Here is a 22032-nt window from a genome sequence, read left to right on the forward strand (position 1 = left end):
TTTCCGGGAATCGGCCTGTTATCATCGCGCACAAATGTGTGACGATTTCATGGCAAAAAGGAAAGTTTCGTGAAAAACCTGCAAGGCCCACCACGCACCCGGCTGCTCGCCCTGGCAACTCTGGTGCTGGTGATCCCCCTGGTCGTGCGCGCCCTGCTGGGCTGGTCCAGCCCGTATGGCTATCTGTCGGATTTGGCGCTAGGGAGTCTGCTGGTGCTGTTGTTACAGCGCCGCGCATGGTGGCTGGCGCTGCCGGTTCTGCTGACCTGGGCCGCGCTGTGGGTGGCTTCGGCCGAGCTGGTCAGCGCCGTGGGCAGGCTGCCGACCAGTGCCGACCTGAGCTATCTGTTCGACCCGCAATTCATGGAAAACTCCACCGGCGGCGGTCTGGCCCATGCCTGGCTGCCCCTGTTGCTCGCCGGCGGCCTGCTGGTCTGGCTGGGGAGCGCCTGGCGCAGCCGCGGGCAGCCGGGTGCGAAGCTCCCGCGCAAGGCCTGGGCCATCCCGGCGCTGTTGTTCGCTGCACACTGGGGCAGCCAGCACCTGGCGCCCAGCGACGCTGACCAGTGGCGCCAGTACACGCTTGCTCATCAACTGCTGTCTGCGGCCGTCGGCGACCTGGAGCGCTACGCCCAGCACTGGGCCGGTCGGGCGCCCGCTGTCACGCCGTTGCCAAGTGCCGGCCTGACCCAGCATGACCTGAGCGGGCAAAAGCTGCTGGCCGCCCCGGGTCGTGCCCGCAACCTCCTGGTGATCACCCTCGAAGGCATCCCCGGCGCTTATGTGCGCCCCAACCGCCAGGCCCTGCACAGCCGCTTCGATGAAGACCTGATGCCCAAGCTCAGCCACTGGGCGGAACGAGGCATGAACACCCCGGACTACGTGTTGCACACGCACCAGACCATCCGCGGCTTGTACGCGATGCTGTGTGGCGACTATGACAAGCTGGCCAACGGCACACCGAAGGGGGTCGAACTGCTCACCCAGCAGCAGCGCAACCAGGCCTGCCTGCCAGCACAGCTGCGCCAGGCCGGCTTCACCACCCACTACCTGCAAGGCGCGGGCCTGCGCTTCATGGCCAAGGACCGGATCATGCCGCATGTCGGCTTCGACTCGGTGCACGGCCTGGAGTGGTTCAGCAACGACAATTACCTGGAATTCCCTTGGGGCAAGGATGATCGAGCCTTCTTTGAAGGCGCCCTGGACTATGTTGGCCAGCTGCGACAGCAAGACCGCCCATGGATGCTCACCCTGCTGACCGTAGGGACTCACCAGCCCTACTCCGCCCCCGATGACTACCTGCAGCGCTTCGACACCGCCAAGCAAGCGGCGGTCGCCTACCTCGATGACGCGATCGGCGCCTTCCTCGACAACCTCGAACGCCAGGGCGTGCTCGACGACACCCTGGTGGTGATCACCTCGGACGAGTCCCACGGTATCGATGGCGTACGCCTGGCCTCGTCCTGGGGTTTCAACCTGACCCTGGCACCCGAGCAAGCACAATTGCCGCGCATCAAGCGCGGGACCTACGGCCACGTTGACCTGGCCACGTCCCTGCTCGACTACTTTGCCCTGCCGATCCCGGTCGCCCTTGGCGGGCGCTCGCTGTTCCGCGATTACGACAGCGGCCGGGAGATGATTTCCTACACCAACGGCATGCTGCGCTACCACGACGGCAAGGGCGTTTTCACCGAGTGCGATTTCCAGCAGCGTTGCCGCCGCTACGACAGCCCAGGCTTCATCGCGGACAAGGCCCGCTACCTCGGCCCTGGCGACAGCACCCTGGGTATGCAGATTGGCGCGCTGGCCGGCGTGCTCGACCAGTCGCTTTTGCAGACGCCGCTCAACCTGCGTTATCAGTTCGGCGGCCCGTCCGCCATTCAGTTGCACGCGCGCATACGCGACGACTGGGCTGACAACCTGATCGGCGCGCAGTACCTGGAAATGCCCGAAGGCTCGCACACCCGGGTGCGGGTCAAGGTGCGTTCGCTGGACCGCCAGCACGCGGCCTATATTCAGCTCAAGGCCAAGGAGTTGGAACAGGATGTGCCGCTGGGGTTGCCCGAAGAGATCCGGGTGACGGCCGACGAACCGCTGGAAATCGAGTTCGGGTTCGATAACCCGACGATGCGCAAGGCGTTTTCCTTCCACCTGCTCGGCTACGGCGGCGGCGAGGTCGAGGTCAGTGATTTCAGCGTGATCACCGCGCTACCTGGCGAGGAAGAGCCGCTGGAAGACTTGTCTGACGGGCATATCGCCCAATCCAGCTGATCAACGAATCTGGTGCTTGTGCAGCAGCCGGTAGAACGTCGGCCGTGATACACCAAGCACCTTCGCGGCAATGCTCATGTTATTGCTGTGCCGGTCCAGCACATCGCACAGCGCCTGGCGCTCGGCCCGGTGCTTGTAGTCTTCCAGCGTGCCCAGCGGCTGCTCCTCCTGTTCCAGGCCCTGCAGGCCAAGGTCCTGGGCCTCGATCTGGCGCCCTTCGGCGAGCACCAGCCCGCGCCTGACCCGGTTGGCCAGTTCACGGACATTGCCCGGCCAGTTGTGGCGCCCCATCGCTGCCAGCGCATGGTCGCTGAATGAGCGGGGCCTGCGGCCTGTTTCCAGGCTGTAGAAGTGGGAAAAATGATTGGCCAGCATCGACAGGTCGCCATGCCGGTCACGCAGCGGCGCTGTCACCACTTGCAACACGTTGAGCCGGTAGTAGAGGTCTTCCCGAAAGCGCCCTTGTTCGATGGCCTTTTCCAGGTCAACGTGGGTTGCCGCCAGTACCCGCACGTCGACCGGTATCGGCTGGCTTCCACCTACCCGCTCGATGTGTTTTTCCTGCAGAAAACGCAGCAAGTTGGCCTGCAGCTCCAGGGGCAGGTCGCCGATTTCATCGAGGAACAAGGTGCCACCATGGGCCGCCTCGATCCGCCCCACCTTGCGTTGATGGGCACCGGTAAAGGCCCCTTTCTCGTGCCCGAACAATTCGGACTGGATCAGGTTTTCAGGGATCGCCCCGCAGTTGATGGCGATGAACGGCATTTCGCTGCGCTGGGATTGCCGATGCAGTGTGCGCGCCACCAGCTCCTTGCCGGTGCCGCTCTCGCCGCGGATCAACACAGGCGATTCGGTAGGCGCCAACTTGCCGAGCAATTTGCGCAACTCCAGGATCGGCCGGCTGTCGCCGAGCAGTTCATGCTCCAGCCCATCCACCCTCACCGTGCCCTTGCCGCGCAGGCGGGCCATGCCGAATGCTCGCCCCAATGTCACCAGCACGCGGGAGTAATCGAACGGCAAGGTGTGAAAATCGAAGAACCATTCGCAGACAAAGTCACCGACGTTCTGCATGCGCAACTGCTCGGCGTTGAGCACGGCTATCCACTCGGTGTTGCTGCGCTTGATCATGTCCTTGACCGCGTCCGGATGCCGCAAGTGAGAGGCCTGCAGGCGCAACACCCCAATATCACAACGGTGCTCCAGGGCCTGATCCAGGCCACAACTGTGAACCTCCCAGCCGGCACTCTCCAAGCCGGGTAGCAGACGGTGACAATCGTCGCAGGGGTCGACGATGAGCAAGCGACGCAGGGCGGCAGTCTCGTGCATGACCGTTCCTTGGCGCCAATTGTTGGTTTTTTTCGCTAAAACAGTAAGTTGCGGCGCCGAATTAACAGTAGCAACGAACTTGACGCTGCCCACGACCGTTTGTCTGCCGGAGTCTGACGAACCAAACCGGCTCGGGAATTTTTCATATGCATTGGCGTCACAGCGGCGCCGGGAAACAAAAAATCTGTAACCGGCAAAAAATTTACATGCGCTGTGTGACTCCACTCCTAACTTGGAGCATCAGTACGAGTAACCCCGCGCTGCGGATCGCGATAACACTTGAAGCGACGTAGCAGTTACGCGGACCTCATTTCGCTGTTTGGGACCATAGAGAGACCGAACCATGAATGCACCGCTCCGTGTCAACGAGGCACTGCTGATTGCCGACCACGCATTCGAACCCTTCCAGTGCGTTGCCTGGGATGCGCCCAACGGTACAGGCGAACTGAGCCTTGCGGTGATCGACCGGACCAGCACCCGTATCGGCAGCAAACAAGTATCGTCGCGTATCTATTCGGACCCTGCACAGTGGGCCAGCCTGATCGAGGAAGTCCGCGCCGAACTGTCGCAGAAAGGTTACGACCTGCAACCTTGGTCAATGCCGAAATAATCGCGTTGCGCCTCTGCAAGTGCGTGCCCGGCACGCACTTGAGCAACTTAGCGATGGCCTGCCAGGCAACTTTCTTATTGCGACATAGTGTCGCGCCCATCCCGTCCCGCCTTATTCACTGCTTTACCTTGAATTGCTCAAGATGCTGATAGACGGCTTGTAATTGCGTGGCCAACTGGTGCGCCCGGCCAAGGCGAACTGGCGCCAATTCCATGTCAACCAGCACCGTTGCGCAAGGCATGGGCTGCACGCCATTGCAGCGCTGCAGGCGCCCATCGGTGAATACCAGGCAGCGCTGCGACTCGTGGGGATGGGCTTTGTGCCGGGCCTGCAACCAGCGCCTGGCCTGGTCGAGCGCTTCAATCAAAGGCGTGCCGCCGCCAGCCCCGAGGGCCTGCAGCCAAGGCTGCAGGCTTGCCGAGGCCTTCAGGCCATGACGCTGCCACTGCGGTGCGCCACCGCTGGCCGTGAGCAGCGCAAGGCGGGCGCGTTGCCGATAGGCCTGGTCGAACAGCTCGGCGAGCAGGCCTTTGCACTGCGCCAGCGCCTGGTGGCGCCGGGTGGAAGCCGATGCATCGACGATCACCAGCCACAGTTCATTGGCCTGCGCCTGGCGCTGCTGCCAGCACAGGTCCTGGCGCAACCTCGGGCGGCCCTTGAGCAAGGTCGGCAGCCAGGCCACCCGGCCAGCGGAGGCTGCACGGCTGCGGCCTCGGCTGGCACCTGGCAGTTTTCCGGCACGGGGCATGGCATCCGCCCCCTTCAAACCTGGTTGGCGGATGCTCAGGGCTTTTTTGCCCAGTTCGGCACCTCTCGCCGTGCGCCGCTGCTCACCGGTTGCGCCGGCAGTGCGCCCCAATCACCCTGGCCACCCTCACCCTGCCTGTCGCGGCCATCCGCTGCACCGGGCGGCGCAGAGGCTGGCACCTCGGCCGGCGTGCGCCGGCGATGGCGCAAGGCGAATTCGGCCACGGCGTCGACATCCCCTTCCTCGATCGCCTGCCCACCGCGCCAGGCACAATGTGCACGGGCAGCGCGCAGCCACACCAGATCGGCACGCAGGCCATCAACACCAGCGGCGAAACAGCGCTCGGTGATCCAGGCCAGGGCCTGATCGTCCAGGGCAATCGCCGCCAGCCCCTGGCGCGCCGCCTGGCAGCGCTCGCGCAGTTGCGCCTGGGCACTGGCCCACTGCTCGCAGAATGCTTGCGGGTCGCTGTCGAAGGCCAGCCGCCGACGGATGATCTGCTGGCGTGCCTCGGGAGCCGGCAGGCCATCGAGCGCCACATTGAGGCCGAAGCGGTCGAGCAATTGCGGGCGCAACTCGCCTTCCTCGGGGTTCATGGTGCCGATCAGCACGAAACGGGCACTGTGCCGATGTGAAATACCATCGCGTTCGATGCGGTTGGTACCACTGGCAGCCACATCCAGCAGCAGGTCGACCAGGGTATCCGGCAGCAGGTTGACTTCATCGACATACAACACGCCACCATCGGCCTGGGCCAGCACACCGGGGCTAAACTGCGCCTTGCCCTGGCCAAGCGCAGCATCCAGGTCCAGCGTCCCGATCAAACGCTCTTCACTTGCGCCCAACGGCAAGGTCACGAACGGGCCCTCGCCCAGCAGATCGGCCAGGCCCCGAGCCAAGGTACTCTTGGCCATGCCGCGCGGGCCTTCGATGAGCACGCCGCCGATCTTCGGGTCGATGGCGGTGAGGCACAGGGCCAGTTTGAGGTCCTCGGCGCCGACCACGGCCGCCAGTGGGAATTGCACGGGTTCACTCATTTCAAGGCTGTTCCTCGCCGTCGAGCAACTGTTCCTCAAGGGCCTCGCGATAGTCACCGGGGGCTTCCCAAAGCCCGCGTTGCTGGGCTTCCAGCAAGCGCTCGGTGAGGTCGCGCAGCGCCTCGGGGTTGTGCTCGCGCATGAAGTCGCGGGTCGCCGGGTCGAGCACGTAGGCATCGGCCAGCGACTGGTAATGATGGTCATCGATCAGGTGCGTGGTGGCGTCGAAGGCGAACAGGTTGTCGACGGTCGCGGCCAGCTCGAACGCACCCTTGTAGCCATGGCGTTTCGCCCCGTCGATCCACTTCGGGTTCAAGGCACGGGCACGGATCACGCGGTTCAGTTCTTCCTTCAAGGTACGGATCCGCGGCCGGTCGACCTGGCTGTGATCGCCGTGATAACTGGCCACTGCCCCACCGGACAAGGTCTCCGACGCGGCCAGCATGCCGCCCTGGAACTGATAGTAATCGTTGGAATCAAGCAGGTCGTGCTCGTGGTTGTCCTGGTTCTGCAACACCGCCTGCACCTGGCTCAGGCGCCGGGCGAACTGGGCGCGCGCCGGGGTGCCTTCATCGCGGCCACCGTAGGCGTAGCCACCATGATTGAGGTAAACCTCGGCGAGGTCTTCACGGCTGTGCCACAGGCGGCCGTCGATGGCGTTCTGCACGCCGGCACCGTAGGCGCCTGGTTTGGCCCCGAACACCCGCCATCCCGCCTGGCGCGCCACCTGTTCGGCATCCACGCCCTGCGCCTGCAGGCTGGCGCGTTCGTTGCGCACCCGCGCGGCCAGCGGGTTGAGGTCGTCCGGCTCGTCCAGTGCCGCCACTGCCTGCACCGCCGCATCGAACAGGCGGATCAGGTTGCCGAAGGCATCGCGGAAGAAGCCCGAGACGCGCAGCGTCACGTCCACCCGTGGGCGGTCGAGCAGGCTCAGTGGCAGGATCTCGAAGTCGTCGACGCGCTGGCTGCCGGTAGCCCACACCGGGCGCACCCCCATCAACGCCATGGCCTGGGCGATGTCGTCGCCACCGGTGCGCATGGTCGCCGTGCCCCACACCGACAAACCCAGCTGGCGCAGATGGTCGCCATGGTCCTGCAGGTGCCGTTCGAGGATCAGGTTGGCCGAGGCGAACCCCAGGCGCCAGGCGGTGGTGGTGGGCAGGTTGCGCACATCGACGGTGTAGAAGTTACGCCCGGTGGGCAGTACATCCAGGCGGCCGCGGCTGGGTGCACCGCTGGGACCGGCCGGTACGAACCGCCCGCACAGCGCGGCCAGCAGCCCATTGATCTCCGCAGCGCCGCACGCATCCAGGTCAGGAGCGACCTGCTCGCGCAGAGAGTCCAGCACCTCGTGCACCGGCTGCCATTGCGGTTGCTCGGGCAGCTGCGCCGGCCCTTCCAGCGCCTGTTCGATGATGCGCAGCGCAAGCAACTCAAGGCGCTCGCGGGTATCGCCAGCAGTGCGCCAAGCGCCCGCTTGCACGGCCTGCAGCATCGCCGGGCGTGGCCCTGACCAGGCCTCGCCAAGGTCGCAGTCGAGGGGATCGAAGCCCGGCGTCAGTGCCTTGGCCAGGGTCCGCAGCAAGCTGGCATTGCCACCGCGGCCATCGCCCCGCTCCACGCGCAGCAAGGCCAGCAAGGTATCGAGGCGCAGGCGCGCCTGCGGCGACTGACCGAATACATGCAGGCCATCGCGGATCTGCGATTCCTTGAGGTCGCACAGGTAGGTATCCAGGCGCGGCAACCACACCGCGGCATCGTCCAGCTGGCCCTCCAGCTGCAACTCACGGTCGATATGGTTGGCCTTGACCAGCTCGAGAATGTCGCGTTGCAGCTCTCGTGCACGCCGTGGGTCGAGCAGCTGGGCTTCGTAGAATTCGTCCGCCAGTTGCTCCAGATGACGCAGCGGGCCGTAGGTTTCGGCGCGGGTCAGCGGCGGCATCAGGTGATCGATGATCACCGCCTGGGTCCGGCGCTTGGCCTGGGCGCCTTCGCCCGGGTCGTTGACGATGAACGGGTAGATATTGGGCAGCGGGCCGAGCAGCGCGTCCGGCCAGCACTGTGCGGACAGGCCGACGCCCTTGCCGGGCAGCCACTCCAGGTTGCCGTGCTTGCCGACGTGGATCACGGCATCGGCAGCAAAGGCATGACGCAACCAGAAGTGAAACGCCAGGTAACCATGCGGTGGCACCAGGTCCGGGTCGTGGTACACCGCGCTGGGGTCGACCTGGTAACCGCGCGCTGGCTGGATACCGACGAAGGTCAGGCCAAAGCGCAGGCCGGCGACCATCAGGCGGCCAGCGCGGTACATCGGGTCTTGCTCGGGCGGCCCCCAGCGCTCCAGCACAGCCTGCCGATTGGCCTCTGGCAGGCGTGCGAAGGCCGCGTGGTAGTCCGCCAGGCTCAGGCTCTGGGCACACGGGCGTTGGTCGAGCTGTTCGAGGTCGTTGGTCACCCCGCCCAGCAGCTGGTGAATCAGTTGCGTGCCGCTGCCAGGCAGCTGCGCGAGCGGATAGCCCTCGGCCTGCAGTGCCTTGAGGATGTTGAGGGCGGCAGCCGGGGTATCCAGGCCGACGCCATTGCCGATACGGCCATCGCGGGTCGGGTAGTTGGCCAGCACCAGGGCCACGCGCTTTTGCCCATTGGGCAGGCGCGCCAGTTCGACCCAACGCCGTGCCAGCTCGGCGACAAAGTCCATGCGCTCGGGGTGAGCACGGTAACAGACCACATCGGACTGGCTGCGCTCGCTGCGCCAGGCCATGTCCTTGAAACTGACCGGTCGGGTGATGATGCGCCCGTCCAGTTCGGGCAAGGCGATGTGCATGGCCAGGTCGCGGGCACCCAGGCCCTGCTCGCTGGCCTCCCAGCCGGGCTGGTTGTCCTGCGCACAGATGGCCTGCAACACCGGGATATCACGACGGAACGGGCGCAGGTTGGGCCGTTCCGGGCTGGAGAGGGCAAAACCGGTGGTGTTGATCAACACCTCGGCCCCTACTTCGTCCAGCCAGGCTTCGACCTGCTCCAGGCAGGCACTTTCCTTGAGGCTGGCCACCGCGATGGGCAGCGGGTTGAGGCCGGCGGCCTGCAAGCGCTCGCAGAACACATCAATGAATGTGGTGTTGGCAGCCTGCAGGTGAGAACGATAGAACAGCAACGGTGCCACTGGATACTCACTGTTCCAGTGGCTGTACCAGTCTTCGAGCCGTGCGCCAGGTATGCGCGGGTGATACACCGAAGTGCGCGGCAAAGGCTGCGGTTCGTCCCAGGGGTAGTCACGCCCCAGCCACTGGTTGGCCAGGCAGTTGAAGAGGTTGATGGCGTTGCGCTTGCCGCCCTGGCGCAAGTAGTGCCAGAGCCGCTCGGCCGGCTCGCCGATGACCGTGCCGAGGCCGGTCAGCTCCGGGTCCGGGCGATCATCGCCGGGGACCAGGATCAGCTGCACGCCCCGCGTTGCCAGTTCGACCAGCTGCTCGACGCCGTAGCGCCAATAGCCGACGCCACCGTGCAGCGACACCAGGATTACCTTGGCATGGCGCAGGACCTCGTCGACATACAAGTCGACCGAGGCATGGTTCTGCACCTGCATCGGGTTGGCCAGGCGCAGGCTGGGGAAATCGTCTGGCAGCTGCTCGGCGGTTTCGGCAAGCAGTGCCAGGTGCGAGTCGCCGCTGCAGAGGATCACCAGGTCGGCGGGCGTCTGGCCGAGGTCGGCGATGCTGTCGTCTGGCACGAAGCCGCCGGGCTGGGTCCGCAGCAGGTGCATGGGTCAGGCGCCCAGGGCCTGGCGCAGGCGCGCTTCCAGTTGTGGGGCATCGAGGTCCTGGCCAATCAGCACCAGGCGGGTGATGCGGGGCTCGTCGGCGCGCCAGGCGCGGTCGAAGTGCTTGTCGAAACGGGTGCCCACGCCCTGTACCAACAGGCGCATCGGCTTGCCGGGGATGGCCGCGAAGCCTTTGGCGCGCAGGATGCCGAATTCCACCACCAGCTGGGTCAGGGCATCGAGCAGCAGGCTTTCGTCAGCTTCGGGCAGGTCGATGGAGATCGAGTCGAAGGCATCGTGGTCGTGATCGTCATGATCGTCGCCGTCATGGTGGGCGTCGTGGTGGGTGCGACGGCCATCGATGTGCGCCTCGGACTCCGCCCCCACGCCCAACAGCACTTCCAGCGGCAGTCGGCCGCTGCTGGCTTCGATTACCTTGACGGCTGGCGGCAGCTCCTCGGCCACTTCGGCACGCACCTTGGCCAGGCCTTCGGCGTCGATCAGGTCAGCCTTGTTCAACACCACCAGGTCGGCACTGGCCAGCTGGTCGGCGAACAGTTCGTGCAGTGGCGATTCGTGATCAAGGTTGGGATCAAGCTTGCGTTGCGCGTCGACCTGCTCCGGGTAGGCGGCGAAGGTGCCGGCGGCCACGGCCGGGCTGTCGACCACGGTAATGACCGCATCGACGGTGCAGGCGTTGCGGATTTCCGGCCACTGGAAGGCTTGCACCAGGGGCTTGGGCAGTGCCAGGCCGCTGGTTTCGATGAGGATGTGGTCGAGGTCGCCACGGCGTGCGACCAGTTCGCGCATCACCGGGAAGAATTCTTCCTGCACGGTGCAGCACAGGCAGCCGTTGGCGAGTTCATAGACGCGGCCGCTGGTTTCTTCCTCGGTGCAGCCGATGCTGCATTGCTTGAGGATTTCGCCGTCGATGCCAAGCTCGCCGAATTCGTTGACGATGACCGCGATGCGGCGGCCTTGGGCGTTGTCGAGCATGTGGCGGAGCAAGGTGGTCTTGCCCGAGCCGAGAAAGCCGGTAACGATGGTGACGGGGAGCTTGGCCAGTGTTTTCATGTCGCGTTGCCCTTGGCAGGTTGGTGCGGGCACACGGGACGAAAGCCGCAGGCCAGGCCGGCCGGGCTCGTTCGCCACCGGATCACCCCGCCCGGTTGAAAGTCGAAATCGTCTCGAGGCAGGTCTCCTGGCTTGCACCGTTCCAGTGCATCAAGCAGCTGGCGGGGTGACGCCTTCCCGCGCGTTGGCGCAGTGGCTGTGTCGACCCATTGTCGGTGCCTACAGTTGCGGGGGCAGCCGCGGCTTGTACCGCGTTCCCGTCTTAGCTTCGGCAGTGCCGAAGAACCTCGAAGTCGCAAGGCTACGCGGGGGGTGGCGGGTGGTCAACTGTTGCCATCCCGTCCACAAAGCCCATCGGTCAGCTTTTGCTCTTGCTCTTGCTCTTGCTCTTGCTCTTGCTTTTGCTTTTGCTTTTAAGCGCGCGGTAGCTCAGGCGACGCAGAGTGCGACTTCAGGAGGCCGAACGCAGGCGTCTGGAGGGCCAGGGTGCGCAGCACCCCTTCGGCGTAGCCGAAGGCGCGAGATGTAGACTTGCGCAGCAAGTCGTAGGCCGCGCGGGCCCGGAAGGCGCCGGAGTGAGGGGACCCCGGAGCGAAGCGCAGGGGCCGGATGATGGGAGCGGGGGTTTTTGCCTACTTTTTGCCCAGTCAAAAAGTAGGTCGCCGTAAAGGCGAAAAGCTGATTCAGCGCCACCATGGCAAATGAATGTTGACTTGATTTGAAAGCCCACTTCCAAAAGCCAAAAGCCAAAAGCCAAAAGCCAAAAGCCAAAAGCCAAAAGCTGGACAGCGATGGTTTTGATTGAGTCGAGTGCATTCATTGGCGGTGGCGACGCACAGTCACCTTTCCGCCCTTACGGCGGGTCACTTTTTGTCAAACGCGACAAAAAGTAACCAAAAAACGCTGGCTCCCATCATCCGGCCCCTCCGCTGCGCTCCGGGGTCCCCTCACTCCGGCGCCCTCCGGGCCCGCGCGGCCTACGACTTGCTGCGCAAGTCTACATCTCGCGCCTTCGGCTGCGCCGAAGGGGTGCTGCGCACCCTGGCCCTCCAGACGCCTGCGTTCGGCCTCCTGAAGTCGCATTCCGCGTTTGCTGAACTACCGCGCGCTTAGAAGCAAAAGCAGAGCAAGAGCAAGAGCAAGAGCAAGAGCAAGCATTGCATCTGCATGACATTTGACGTCTCCCTCGCCCCGTGCTCTCCTTACGCCTTGCGTCAGGTGCCCCCAAGCGGGGGTGAAACGGGAAATCGGTGCGTCGCAGGCCCTTCAGGGCCGGGCAAAGCCGGTGCTGCCCCCGCAACGGTAAGCGAGCGAAGCGTCCAGACCACTGTGCCACGCAGTCCGGCATGGGAAGGTGATGCCTTTCAAGGAGCCCAACTCCTCCTCGCAAGCCCGGAGACCGGCCTGTCGTCCATGAACACCCCGCGGTGGGCGGGCGCTGTCGCATCTCCTCGGGCGCCTTGCCCCCGGGACTGCCGCGCTTGTCCGTTGCCCTTACAAAAAAGCAGAGGATCGCGTCATGCCCATCACCAACGCCAAACATGGCATCGCCACCCCCATCACCCTCAGCCAGCGCGTGGTCATCGCCGTCGGTGCCAGCCTGCTCGGCCTGTGCCTGGTCTACTTCGCCGGGTTCTCGCACATCGAAGCCGTGCACAACGCCGCGCACGACACGCGCCATAGCGCCGCCTTCCCCTGCCACTGAGGCTGCCATGATCAAGCGTATTGCCCGCACAGCCGGGTTCAGCGGCCTGCTCGCTGCCCTCTTGCTGACCCTCCTGCAAAGCTTTTGGGTCGCACCGTTGATCCTTGAGGCGGAAACCTACGAAGCGGCCAGCCCGGCAGCCGCGCACCACAGCCACGGCGAAGAAGCTGGCGCTGGCCACACCCATGGCGAAGAAGCCTGGTCGCCAGAAGATGGCTGGCAGCGCACCCTCTCGACCACTGGCGGCAATCTGGTGGTTGCCGTCGGCTTCGCCCTGATCCTCGCCGCCCTCTACAGCCTGCGGGAGCCTGGCCGCACCAGCACGGGCGCACTGTGGGGGCTGGCCGGTTTTGCCGTGTTCTGCCTCGCGCCTACCCTGGGCTTGCCACCCGAACTGCCCGGCACTGCCGCCGCCGATCTCGGTCAGCGCCAGAGCTGGTGGGTCGGCACCGCCGCCGCGACGGCACTGGGCTTGGCCCTGCTGGTGTTCGCACGTCATGGCCTGCTGAAGGCCCTGGGTGCCGTGTTGCTGGTGGTACCGCATGTGATCGGCGCGCCGCAGCCGGAGGTCCACGAAAGCCTGGCACCGCATGCCCTGGAAACCCAGTTCATGATCGCTTCGTGGCTGACCAACGCGGCCTTCTGGGTGGCCTTGGGCTTGCTCAGCGCCTGGCTGTATCGCCGCTCCAGCCTGGCCTGATGACCGCCCCGCCATTGCCGGTGCTGTACGCAGGCTTCGGTTGCCGCCGGGGCTGCCCGGTGGATGTGCTCGAAGCCCTGCTGCAAGCAGTGTTGCAACATAACGGCCTGAGCATCACAGCACTCCGTGGCTTTGCCAGCATCGCTGGCAAAGCCGACGAGCCGGGCTTGCAGCAACTCGCCGCACGTCACGCCTTGCCCTTGGTGGTTTTCGCGGCCGAGCAGCTGCAGCGGTTCGAACCCCAGCTCAGCCACCGCTCCGCCGTGGCCTTCGCGCATGGCGGTTGCTGGGGTGTCGCCGAGAGCACCGCCTTGGCCCTGGCCAGCCTCAGTCACCCCAGCGTCACACTCAAGGTGGCCCGCCAGGTGCGCGGCCCCGCTACCCTGGCTCTGGCCTGCGCCGGATAATTGCTTCCATTTTCAAGGATTTGCCATGACGGTCTACTTCATCGGCGCCGGCCCCGGCGACCCGGAACTGATCACGGTCAAGGGCCAACGCCTGATCCGCCAGTGCCCTGTGATCATCTATGCCGGCTCGCTGGTACCCGCAGCGGTACTCGAAGGCCACCAGGCGGAGAAGGTCATCAACAGTGCCGAACTGCACCTCGAACAAATCATCGACGCCATTCGCGCGGCACACGCCAACGGCCAGGACGTGGCCCGGGTGCACAGTGGCGACCCCAGCCTGTACGGTGCCATCGGCGAGCAGATCCGCCACCTGCGCGAACTGGGCATCGATTACCAGATCGTCCCCGGGGTCACGGCCACCGCCGCCAGCGCGGCGCTGCTCGGCTGCGAACTGACCCTGCCACAGGTCGCGCAGACCGTTATCCTCACCCGCTACGGCGACAGCTCTCCGATGCCTGCAGGCGAACAGCTCGGCGACCTGGCCCGGCACGGCAGTACCTTGGCCATTCACCTGGGGGTCAAGCACCTGCCGCGCATCGTCGAAGAATTGCTTCCCCACTACGGCCCCGACTGCCCGGTCGCCGTAGTCCATCGTGCCACCTGGCCAGACCAGGACTCGGTGCGCGGCACCTTGGCCGATATCGTCGAACAGGTCGCCAGCAAGGGTTTCAGGCGCACCGCCCTGATCCTCGTCGGCCATGTACTCGGCGACGCCCCCTTCACCGAGTCAGCGTTGTACCGCGCCGGCCACGCGCACTTGTTCCGCCCCGGCGACTAGCATTGCCAAGCCGGCGAAGGGCGGCGCAGACTGCGTTTTCCACCACCGGAGGACTATCCATGCTGGAGCTGCGCCCTAATTGTGAATGCTGCGATGCCGACCTGCCGGGCGACAGCCCTGACGCCATGATCTGCTCGTTCGAATGTACCTTCTGCCGCCACTGCGCTGACCACCGCTTGCAGGGCCGCTGCCCGAATTGCGGCGGCCAGTTGCTGGCCCGCCCGACGCGGGTGGGCCAGGCCTTGAACAACAACCCCGCCTCGACCCAGCGCGTGCTCAAGCCTCACCCGGCCTGCGCCTGACCCTCGGCCGGTTACGGGCCTCGCCGCTTGCAACGAGGCCTGTAACACCATTCTTGTAGGAAATTTCCACAATACCGGCTCGCTTGTTCAACACATCTATACTCGCCATTACTACGGATCCGGAATGGTCGTATCGTGCTGCACAGCCGAAAAAGCTGGCAGACGTACCCCCTGATTACTTCAGGAAGCCGACCACATTCCGACAGGAGTTGATGACATGACAACCGTGCTGATCGTTGATGATCACGCCATCGTTCGTTTTTCCCTGCGCATACTGTTCGAGCGCGAGCGCTTTCGTATCGTCGGTGAACTGGACAATGGCAGCGAAGTGGCACAGAAGGTGCGCGAATTACGCCCGGATGTAGTGGTACTGGACATAGGGCTTCCCGGGCTGGATGGCATGGAGGTCATCAAGCGCCTGCAACAACAGGAGCCGGCACCGAAAATAATGGTGCTGACCGGGCAAGCCACCGACCTCTACGTGCGCCGTTGCCTGGATGCCGGTATCGGTGCCTTCGTCACCAAGGGCGAAGACCTGGAGGCTGTGGTGTTCGCCCTCAAGGCACTGATCAAGGGCTACTCGACCTTCCCCCAGATGGCGGTCAACAGCAATACCCTGGAGAGCGAGCCCGCCCGCCTGGGCAGCCTGTCCAACCGTGAAATGGAAGTACTGCGGCGCCTGAGCCGTGGTGAAAACAACAAGAACATCGGCGCTTGCATGAACCTCAGTGCCAAGACCATCAGCACCTACCGTGGCCGCATCATGGAGAAGCTCAAGACCGAATCATTGGTGGAGATGGTCGATCTGGCCAAACGCAACCACGTCAACTGAGCGCGCGGCGCGTATGAAACCTGTCCTGGCTGGCCTGATCCTGTTCGTCGCCCTGCTCGGCTGCCCGCTCATGTCACTCGCCGACGGTGAGCCGCGGCATTTGCTGGCACGCGCCACCAGCGCCGCACAGCCGCTGCAATTGAATGATGCCGACCGCCAGTGGCTGCAGCGACGCGGCGCATTGCTACTGGGTACCTCACGGCCGGATTACCCCCCTTTCGAAATCAACGTCAGCCTGGATGCTTACGAAGGCCTCAGTGCCGACTATGCCGGGCTGATTGCCGAACAACTGGGGGTACCGGTGGAAGTCAGGCGCTACGCCAGCCGCCATGAGGCGATCGCCGCTCTACGTGCTGGCACGATCGACCTGCTGGGCAGTTCCAACAGCTTTGAGGCCGCCGATGCCATGCTCAGCCTCAGCCTGCCCTATGCCGAAGACCTGCCTGTTATCGCGACACGCAAGGATGCCCCGCTGAGGCAAGACAAGGCGCTGGCCGGCTTGCGCCTGGCAATGGTCGATCACTACCTGCCGGGCGAGGCCGTCCGGGCGCTCTATCCAGAGGTGCAACTGAGTCTGTATCGCTCCACGCTGGCTGGCCTGGCAGCAGTCGACCTGGGTCAGGTCGACGCTTATCTGGGCGATGCCATCAGCACCGACTACCAGATTGGCAAAAGCTACCAGGGCACCGTGAAGATCGACCACTTTTCCCAGATGGCATCCGGCACCTTTGCCTTCGCCTTCGCCAATGACAACCTGCGGCTGCGCCGCCTGGTCGATAGCGCCCTGGCCAGGATCAGCGAAAGCGAGCGCCTGAACATCCTGCGCCGCTGGAGCAGCAGCAATACCAGTTTGTTGCTGGAGCGACACCTGTCAGCGCTGACCGAGGAAGAAAAAAACTGGATCGCCCAGCATCCGACCGTGACCGTACTGGTCGACACGGCCCTTGCCCCGCTGACCTTCAACGACGCCCAGCAGCATGTCAGCGGGATCACCGTCGACCTGCTCAAGCAGATCACCCTGCGCACCGGCTTGCAATTCAAATTCATCGAGCAGGACACCGTGCAGGAGATGGTTGAAAAGGTCACCCACGGCAGGGCACAGATGATCGGCGCACTGGGCTATGGCACAGAGCGCGCGGCGCGGCTGCGCTATACCCGCCCCTATCTGGTCAGCCCCAGGGTGTGGGTGACGCGCAACCAAGGGCCCTCGCCATTGCAGGCCAAGAATTTCGACGGGCAGCGCATCGCGCTCCTCCATGGTTCGCACCTGCGTGCCGAGGTATTGCGGCGCTTTCCGCAGGCGACACTGGTGATGGTCAACAATCCCCTCGGCCTGATGGAGGCCGTGGTCAATGGTCATGCTGACGCTGCCTACAGCAGTTATATCAATGCCTCCTATTACATCAATCAAGTGTTCAAGGGGCAGCTGCGTATCGCCAGCGTCATGGACGACGAGCCGGCCGTCGCCGCATTCGCCGTAGCCCCTGACCAGCCGCAACTGCAAGCTATCCTCGACAAGGCGCTGATGAGCATTCCCCCCGATGAGCTGGACCAGCTGTTGAACCGCTGGCACACCAGCACCCTGGTCAGCGACAGCCCTTGGCGCGACTACCGCAGGCTGGCCCTGCAGGTGCTGGTGCTCTCAGCCCTACTGCTCGCGGGCGTAGTGTTCTGGAACAGCTACTTGCGCAAGCTGATCCAGCAGCGCACCGAAGCTCAACGGGCGCTCCAGACACAACTGGCATTCAGCCGGGGGCTGCTGGAGCAACTGCGCCAGGCCAAGGACGAAGCCGAACAGGCCAGCAAGACCAAAAGCGCGTTCCTGGCAACCATGAGCCACGAAATCCGCACGCCCATGAACGCGGTAATCGGCCTGCTGGAACTGGCACTGGAAGACAACCGTACCAGTCGCTGCGACACCCAGACCTTGCAGACCGCTCACGACTCAGCGGTCGGCCTGCTCGGGCTGATCGGCGACATTCTCGACATCTCGCGCATCGAATCCGGGCAGATGACGCTGCAGCCGGTGGCAACCGACCTGCTGGACCTGGTCCGCAGTACCTTGCGTGTGTTCGAGGGCAATGCCCGAATCAAGGGCCTGCACCTGCGTGGCGAACTGCCTGAAGGGCCACTCTGGGTCCTGGCTGACCCACTGCGGATCAAGCAGATCCTCTCCAACCTGTTGAGCAATGCGATCAAGTTCACCGACCGTGGCGAGGTCCTGGCCCAAGTCAAGTTCCAAGCCTCGACGGCAGGCGACAGCGCCAGGGTCGAACTGGCTGTGAGCGACACCGGCATCGGCATAGCCGCACAGGACCAGGCTCGGCTCTTCAACAGCTTCACCCAGGTTTCAGGCCCAAGGGCGAGTCAAGGGGCGGGTCTGGGTCTGGTGATAAGCCGGACCCTGGCCGAACTGATGGGGGGCAGGCTCGACCTGCAAAGCGTTGAAAGTGTCGGCACGCGCGTGCAGGTCCAGTTGACGCTGCCGCTAAGTGAGCCCCCCATAGCCGTGGTGCACAACGCAGCCGACGACGAAGCCAACGTGAGGAAACTGAATGTGCTAGTGGTCGATGACTATCCGGCCAACCTGCTGCTGCTGGAAAAACAGCTCAACAACCTAGGCCACAGGGTGACGCTGGCCGAGCATGGCGAAGCGGCGCTGGCCTTGTGGCAAACGCATGCTTTCGACCTGGTCATCACGGACTGCAGCATGCCGGTCATGGACGGCCATGAACTGACTCGCAGGATTCGCCAGTTGGAGCGCCAACGCGGGCAGCCCGCCTGCTGCATTCTCGGGGTCACCGCCAATGCCCAGGCCGAAGAGCGCCAACGTTGCCGGGAAAGCGGCATGGACGATTGCCTGTTCAAGCCCATCGGGCTGCGAACCCTGAAGGCTTACCTGTCGCAGATACGCGTCACCGCACCGCTATCGAGCGGATTCAACCTGGATGAACTGCGCAACCTGACCCAGGATGACCCACAGTTGACCAGGCAGCTGCTCGAGCAACTGACGCAAAGCGCCCGCGAAGACCTCAACGCCTTGCAAGCCCTTGATCAATCCACTGACCGCGAGGCATTGCGCACCCTTGCCCATCGCATCAAAGGGGGGGCCAAGATGCTGCGGGTACGCGAGGTGGTGAAAGATTGCGAAGCCATCGAGCAGGCCCATGCCCAGGGGCTGCCAACAGACGCGCTGCACCTGCAGCTGGAGACGAGCCTGCAGGCCTTGCTGCGTGAACTGGGCGACACGCTCAGTGCAATTGCAGCGTCGAGTTGATCTGGCTGATGGCATCGACCACATGCCGCGAACCTTGCTGGATCTCCATGATCACCGTCCCCGCCTCGTTGGCCAGGGCAACGCCACGCCCCGTGCGTGACAGGCTCGACTGCATGCTGGCCACGGCGGTCAACGACAGGTCATGGTTCTGCCGCACCACATCGACAATCTCCAGTGTCGCCTTGCTGGTGCGCGCCGCCAGGCTGCGCACCTCGTCGGCCACCACGGCAAAGCCGCGGCCGTGCTCACCGGCCCGGGCCGCCTCGATGGCCGCGTTCAAGGCCAGCAGGTTGGTCTGGTCAGCAATACCGCGGATGGTCAGCACGATCTGCCCGATCACATCCGACTGCTTGCTTACCGCATCGATGCTGCGGGCAGCATCATTGAGCTCCTGGGAGATCTGCTCGATGACCGCTACGGTCTGCTGGACGACCTCGGTGCCTTTACGCGCGCAGGCATCGGTCTGCACCGAACTGGCATGGGCCGCATCGGCGGCACTCTGCTGGGTATTGACCTGCGCCGTGATATCGCTGGCGAACTTGACCACTTTGTACAAGCGGCCTTTGTTGTCGAAGATGGGGTTATACGAGGCTTCCAGGTAAACCGTCTGGCCCTGCTTGTTGATGCGTTCGAAGCGGTGCGAGTGATATTCACCACGGTTGAGCGAAGCCCAGAATTCACGGTATGCGCCCGATTCGCGCTCATGGGGCAGGCAGAACAGTCCATGATGACGCCCCACGACTTCCTCCAGGCGATAGCCCATGGTCGCCAGGAAGTTCGGGTTGGCCTTGATCACCCGGCCTTGCGGCGTGAACTCGACCACCGCCATGGAGCGCCCGATTGCCTTGAGCAGGCTTTCGCTCTCGTGCTCGTCCTTCACCCGCTGGCTGATATCGGCCGCCACCTTGATCACACTGGTCACCTGCTGTTGCTCGTCGAACACCGGCATGTAGCTGGCCTCCAGCCATACCTCGCGGCCTGCCTTGTCGACACGCTCGAAGGTACCGCTGATGGCCTTGCCTTGCCCCAGCTCACGCCACAATTGCTGGTATTCGGCGCTTTTGGCGTAGGTTGGGTCGCAGAACAGGCGATGGTGCTTACCGCGCAATTCGTCCACGCTGTAGCCCATCGCCTGGCAGAACTGGGCATTGGCATCAATAATGGTGCCGTCGGGGGCGAACTCGATCATCGCCATACAGCGGCTTATCGCCGCGAGCTTGGCCTGGGCGTCGGCCAGGGCCTTGCGGGTGCGCTGAATCTCGATCAAGTCAGATTTGCGGTGGAAGTCGAACATGGCGCCAGGATCCTTGATGCCCAGTGTTTTCTGAGCATAGATCGGCTTTGATCGCATGCAAGCAACTTGATATCACGTTGTGATTAGCCAGTTAGCGATGTTTCTTCAGGCATTTCATGAGCTCTCGCGCACCATCAGTTCGAAGCCCAGGTCCTGCTGTTCGGTGGCTACCCGCTTGCCATCGAGCAGTGCCAGGAGTGCCTGGGCGGCGCCCCGGCCAACGGCTGCCCTCGGGGTGCGAATGGAGGTCAGGCGCGGCACCATGTGCGCCGAAGCCGGCAAGTCGTTGAAACCGACCATGGCCACCTGCCGTGGCACCTCGATCCCTTGCCGCAATGCCTGCAATACCGCGCCCTGGGCAAGGTCGTCGTTGCAGAAGAAGATCCCGTCCACATCCGGCGCCTGTGCCAACAACTGGCTGAACAGTTCGCTGCCCAGTGCAATGGATGACGGTTGCGGCGCCAGAATCTCCAGCTCGGTGGCCTGCATGCCGGCTTCGGCCAGGGCCTGGCGAAAGCCTTCGGCGCGCTGCATCACCCGTGGGTCGAGCTGCGCGGCAATGAACGCCAGGCGCCGTCGGCCGCGCTCGATCAGGTGCGTTGCCGCAGCCCGCCCCGCCTGCTGCTGGGAAAAGCCCACCGACAACGCGCCAGCCTCTCCACCCAGTTCCATCATGTGCACGCAGGGCACGCCGCTGGCTGCCAACATCTGCCGCGCGGCATCGCTGCGATCGAAGCCGGTCAGCAGCATGCCGCACGGCTGATAGGCCAGGTAGTTGCGGATCAGGTTTTCTTCTTCGTCGAGATCGTAGTGGTAGTTACCTATCAGCACCTCTAGCCCACGCGGGCGCATCACCTCGTGGATGGCCTCCAGGGTATCGATGAACAGCTGGTTGGACAACGACGGAATCAGCACCACCACCGACTGGCTGCGTGCCGACGCCAGCGCCCGCGCCGCCGGGTTGGCGACATAGCCCAGGGACGTGGCGGCGGCCATGACCTTTTCCACCAGCCCAGGGGCAACCGTGCTGACCCCGCGCAGTGCGCGCGAAGCCGTGATCGGGGAAACCCCGGAGAGCCTGGCGACTTCAGCCAGCGTGGGACGACCTGTGGTGCGAGAGCCTGTGCGGGACATGGATGTTGTAATTTTACTACTTGCAGGAATGGGGAACGGCCACTAAGGTAGCGCTGTCTCAGGACGCAGGCAATGTAATCTTTGGTAGTGGCCACTGCAGCACGCTGCCAAGCGTCCATACTGCGTAAGGACAAGATCAATAACACCGGGGAGCTGGCGTTTCGTTTGCAACGGGACAGCGCTGTCTCACCCCGCAGGAGGTACTGATGAATTCTCCCCTGTCCGCCATCGTGGTGATGGGTGTGGCCGGCTGCGGCAAAAGCTGCGTCGGCGATGCCATTGCCAAGCGAAGCGGCGGTCGCCTGATCGAAGGCGACGCATTCCACCCTGCCGAAAACATCCGCAAGATGAGCGCCGGCATCCCCCTGGACGACGATGACCGCGCCGGTTGGCTGGTACGCCTGGGCCAGGAACTGCAAGCGACGGTGAAAGCGGGCGAACGGCCGATCCTCACCTGCTCGGCACTCAAGCGTCGTTACCGCGACACCCTGCGCGCAGCGATGCCGGAATTGGTATTCGTGTTCCTCGAACTCACCCCCACCGAGGCCGAAAAACGCGTGCTCGCCCGCCCAGGCCACTTCATGCCGGCGAGCCTGATCGACAGCCAGTTCGCCGCCCTAGAGTCACCCCGTGGCGAGCCTCTGACCCTGGCGCTGGATGCCACTCAGCCGATTGCGGTACTCGCCGAAACGGTCGACGCCTGGCTAAAGCCCTGCGGTGAGCGGGACCTGGCGCGGACTGCCTGAACCGGCGGTTTTTCCGGCTCACCAAAGATAG

At 64.2% G+C, this 22032-nt stretch carries 17 protein-coding genes, 1 pseudogene and 2 riboswitches; of the genes and pseudogenes, 10 read left to right on the forward strand and 8 right to left on the reverse strand.

The window, feature by feature from the left end:
• Positions 1–69: 69 nt before the first annotated feature.
• Complete coding sequence (locus L6D64_RS08895) at positions 70–2271, forward strand: LTA synthase family protein (RefSeq protein ID WP_176506423.1); 2202 nt, start codon at positions 70–72, stop codon at positions 2269–2271.
• Here the strand turns inward: L6D64_RS08895 and L6D64_RS08900 are convergent, their stop codons facing one another.
• Positions 2272–3597, reverse strand: coding sequence for a sigma-54 dependent transcriptional regulator (locus L6D64_RS08900; RefSeq protein ID WP_054886512.1), 1326 nt, complete (start codon positions 3595–3597; stop codon positions 2272–2274).
• Positions 3598–3940: 343 nt separating this feature from the next.
• Between L6D64_RS08900 and L6D64_RS08905 the strand changes: the two genes are divergently transcribed.
• Positions 3941–4207 carry a hypothetical protein gene (locus L6D64_RS08905; RefSeq protein WP_054886513.1) on the forward strand — a complete coding sequence of 89 codons (267 nt, stop codon included), beginning with the start codon at positions 3941–3943 and terminating at the stop codon, positions 4205–4207.
• Positions 4208–4322: 115 nt separating this feature from the next.
• On the opposite strand, the gene L6D64_RS08910 is transcribed toward L6D64_RS08905, so the two are convergent.
• Genes L6D64_RS08910 through cobW form a run of 4 tightly spaced genes read right to left on the reverse strand, consistent with a single transcriptional unit; the run spans position 4323 to position 10826 of the window.
• Positions 4323–4955 carry a vWA domain-containing protein gene (locus tag L6D64_RS08910; protein WP_176506424.1) on the reverse strand — a complete coding sequence of 211 codons (633 nt, stop codon included), beginning with the start codon at positions 4953–4955 and terminating at the stop codon, positions 4323–4325.
• Positions 4956–4990: 35 nt separating this feature from the next.
• Positions 4991–5992 carry a magnesium chelatase ATPase subunit I gene (locus tag L6D64_RS08915; RefSeq protein WP_176506425.1) on the reverse strand — a complete coding sequence of 334 codons (1002 nt, stop codon included), beginning with the start codon at positions 5990–5992 and terminating at the stop codon, positions 4991–4993.
• Between the two features lies 1 nt (position 5993).
• Positions 5994–9755: a cobaltochelatase subunit CobN gene (gene cobN / locus L6D64_RS08920; protein WP_176506426.1), complete on the reverse strand. Its 3762-nt coding sequence runs from the start codon at positions 9753–9755 to the stop codon at positions 5994–5996.
• Positions 9756–9758: 3 nt separating this feature from the next.
• A complete protein-coding gene (gene cobW, locus L6D64_RS08925; RefSeq protein WP_176506427.1) occupies positions 9759–10826 on the reverse strand; it encodes a cobalamin biosynthesis protein CobW in 1068 nt (355 codons plus the stop codon).
• Between the two features lie 100 nt (positions 10827–10926).
• Positions 10927–11131: riboswitch (cobalamin riboswitch) on the reverse strand.
• A gap of 894 nt (positions 11132–12025) precedes the next feature.
• Positions 12026–12248, forward strand: a riboswitch (cobalamin riboswitch).
• A 97-nt stretch (positions 12249–12345) separates the two neighbouring features.
• Here cobW and L6D64_RS08930 point away from each other — a divergent pair.
• From L6D64_RS08930 to L6D64_RS08960, 7 genes are all read left to right on the forward strand, one after another.
• Positions 12346–12531, forward strand: coding sequence for a CbtB domain-containing protein (locus L6D64_RS08930; RefSeq protein WP_176507981.1), 186 nt, complete (start codon positions 12346–12348; stop codon positions 12529–12531).
• A gap of 7 nt (positions 12532–12538) precedes the next feature.
• Complete coding sequence (locus L6D64_RS08935) at positions 12539–13231, forward strand: CbtA family protein (protein ID WP_176507980.1); 693 nt, start codon at positions 12539–12541, stop codon at positions 13229–13231.
• Between the two features lie 14 nt (positions 13232–13245).
• Positions 13246–13638, forward strand: coding sequence for a cobalamin biosynthesis protein (locus tag L6D64_RS08940; protein WP_176507982.1), 393 nt, complete (start codon positions 13246–13248; stop codon positions 13636–13638).
• Positions 13639–13663: 25 nt separating this feature from the next.
• Entirely contained in the window at positions 13664–14416 is a 753-nt protein-coding gene (gene cobM, locus L6D64_RS08945) for a precorrin-4 C(11)-methyltransferase (RefSeq protein ID WP_176507979.1), read from the forward strand.
• Between the two features lie 59 nt (positions 14417–14475).
• The gene (locus L6D64_RS08950) at positions 14476–14718 is read left to right on the forward strand and encodes a DUF1272 domain-containing protein (RefSeq protein ID WP_176507978.1); all 243 of its coding nucleotides are present in this window, start codon (positions 14476–14478) and stop codon (positions 14716–14718) included.
• 217 nt (positions 14719–14935) lie between these two features.
• Entirely contained in the window at positions 14936–15550 is a 615-nt protein-coding gene (locus tag L6D64_RS08955) for a response regulator transcription factor (RefSeq protein WP_176507977.1), read from the forward strand.
• Between the two features lie 13 nt (positions 15551–15563).
• Entirely contained in the window at positions 15564–18827 is a 3264-nt protein-coding gene (locus tag L6D64_RS08960) for a transporter substrate-binding domain-containing protein (protein WP_176507976.1), read from the forward strand.
• On the opposite strand, the gene L6D64_RS28465 is transcribed toward L6D64_RS08960, so the two are convergent.
• The 3 genes and pseudogenes from L6D64_RS28465 to gntR all read right to left on the reverse strand — a co-directional run bounded on the left by L6D64_RS28465 (position 18802) and on the right by gntR (position 21255).
• Positions 18802–19296 (reverse strand): methyl-accepting chemotaxis protein, encoded by a 495-nt coding sequence (locus tag L6D64_RS28465; protein ID WP_371263259.1) that lies wholly within the window; start codon positions 19294–19296, stop codon positions 18802–18804. The genes L6D64_RS08960 and L6D64_RS28465 overlap by 26 nt on opposite strands.
• Before the next feature lie 42 nt (positions 19297–19338).
• Positions 19339–20178, reverse strand: a pseudogene (locus L6D64_RS28470) (PAS domain-containing protein); the annotation flags it as partial.
• 57 nt (positions 20179–20235) lie between these two features.
• Entirely contained in the window at positions 20236–21255 is a 1020-nt protein-coding gene (gene gntR / locus L6D64_RS08970; protein WP_176507974.1) for an HTH-type transcriptional regulator GntR, read from the reverse strand.
• Between the two features lie 206 nt (positions 21256–21461).
• On the opposite strand from gntR, the gene L6D64_RS08975 reads away from it, so the two are divergent.
• A complete protein-coding gene (locus tag L6D64_RS08975) occupies positions 21462–22001 on the forward strand; it encodes a gluconokinase (protein WP_176507973.1) in 540 nt (179 codons plus the stop codon).
• Positions 22002–22032 lie beyond the last annotated feature (31 nt).

It is taken from the genome of Pseudomonas urethralis, assembly GCF_021602465.1.
In the GTDB taxonomy this organism is placed as follows: Bacteria; Pseudomonadota; Gammaproteobacteria; order Pseudomonadales; family Pseudomonadaceae; genus Aquipseudomonas; species Aquipseudomonas vlassakiae.

What these genes read in the sequence shown, in the direction of transcription:
- L6D64_RS08900 (WP_054886512.1), bottom strand. Translation starts at nt 3,597, where the DNA reads ATGCACGAGACTGCCGCCCTGCGTCGCTTGCTCATCGTCGACCCCTGC.
- L6D64_RS08905 (WP_054886513.1), top strand. Translation starts at nt 3,941, where the DNA reads ATGAATGCACCGCTCCGTGTCAACGAGGCACTGCTGATTGCCGACCAC.
- L6D64_RS08910 (WP_176506424.1), bottom strand. Translation starts at nt 4,955, where the DNA reads ATGCCCCGTGCCGGAAAACTGCCAGGTGCCAGCCGAGGCCGCAGCCGT.
- L6D64_RS08915 (WP_176506425.1), bottom strand. Translation starts at nt 5,992, where the DNA reads ATGAGTGAACCCGTGCAATTCCCACTGGCGGCCGTGGTCGGCGCCGAG.
- cobN (WP_176506426.1), bottom strand. Translation starts at nt 9,755, where the DNA reads ATGCACCTGCTGCGGACCCAGCCCGGCGGCTTCGTGCCAGACGACAGC.
- cobW (WP_176506427.1), bottom strand. Translation starts at nt 10,826, where the DNA reads ATGAAAACACTGGCCAAGCTCCCCGTCACCATCGTTACCGGCTTTCTC.
- L6D64_RS08930 (WP_176507981.1), top strand. Translation starts at nt 12,346, where the DNA reads ATGCCCATCACCAACGCCAAACATGGCATCGCCACCCCCATCACCCTC.
- L6D64_RS08935 (WP_176507980.1), top strand. Translation starts at nt 12,539, where the DNA reads ATGATCAAGCGTATTGCCCGCACAGCCGGGTTCAGCGGCCTGCTCGCT.
- cobM (WP_176507979.1), top strand. Translation starts at nt 13,664, where the DNA reads ATGACGGTCTACTTCATCGGCGCCGGCCCCGGCGACCCGGAACTGATC.
- L6D64_RS08950 (WP_176507978.1), top strand. Translation starts at nt 14,476, where the DNA reads ATGCTGGAGCTGCGCCCTAATTGTGAATGCTGCGATGCCGACCTGCCG.
- L6D64_RS08955 (WP_176507977.1), top strand. Translation starts at nt 14,936, where the DNA reads ATGACAACCGTGCTGATCGTTGATGATCACGCCATCGTTCGTTTTTCC.
- L6D64_RS08960 (WP_176507976.1), top strand. Translation starts at nt 15,564, where the DNA reads ATGAAACCTGTCCTGGCTGGCCTGATCCTGTTCGTCGCCCTGCTCGGC.
- gntR (WP_176507974.1), bottom strand. Translation starts at nt 21,255, where the DNA reads ATGTCCCGCACAGGCTCTCGCACCACAGGTCGTCCCACGCTGGCTGAA.
- L6D64_RS08975 (WP_176507973.1), top strand. Translation starts at nt 21,462, where the DNA reads ATGAATTCTCCCCTGTCCGCCATCGTGGTGATGGGTGTGGCCGGCTGC.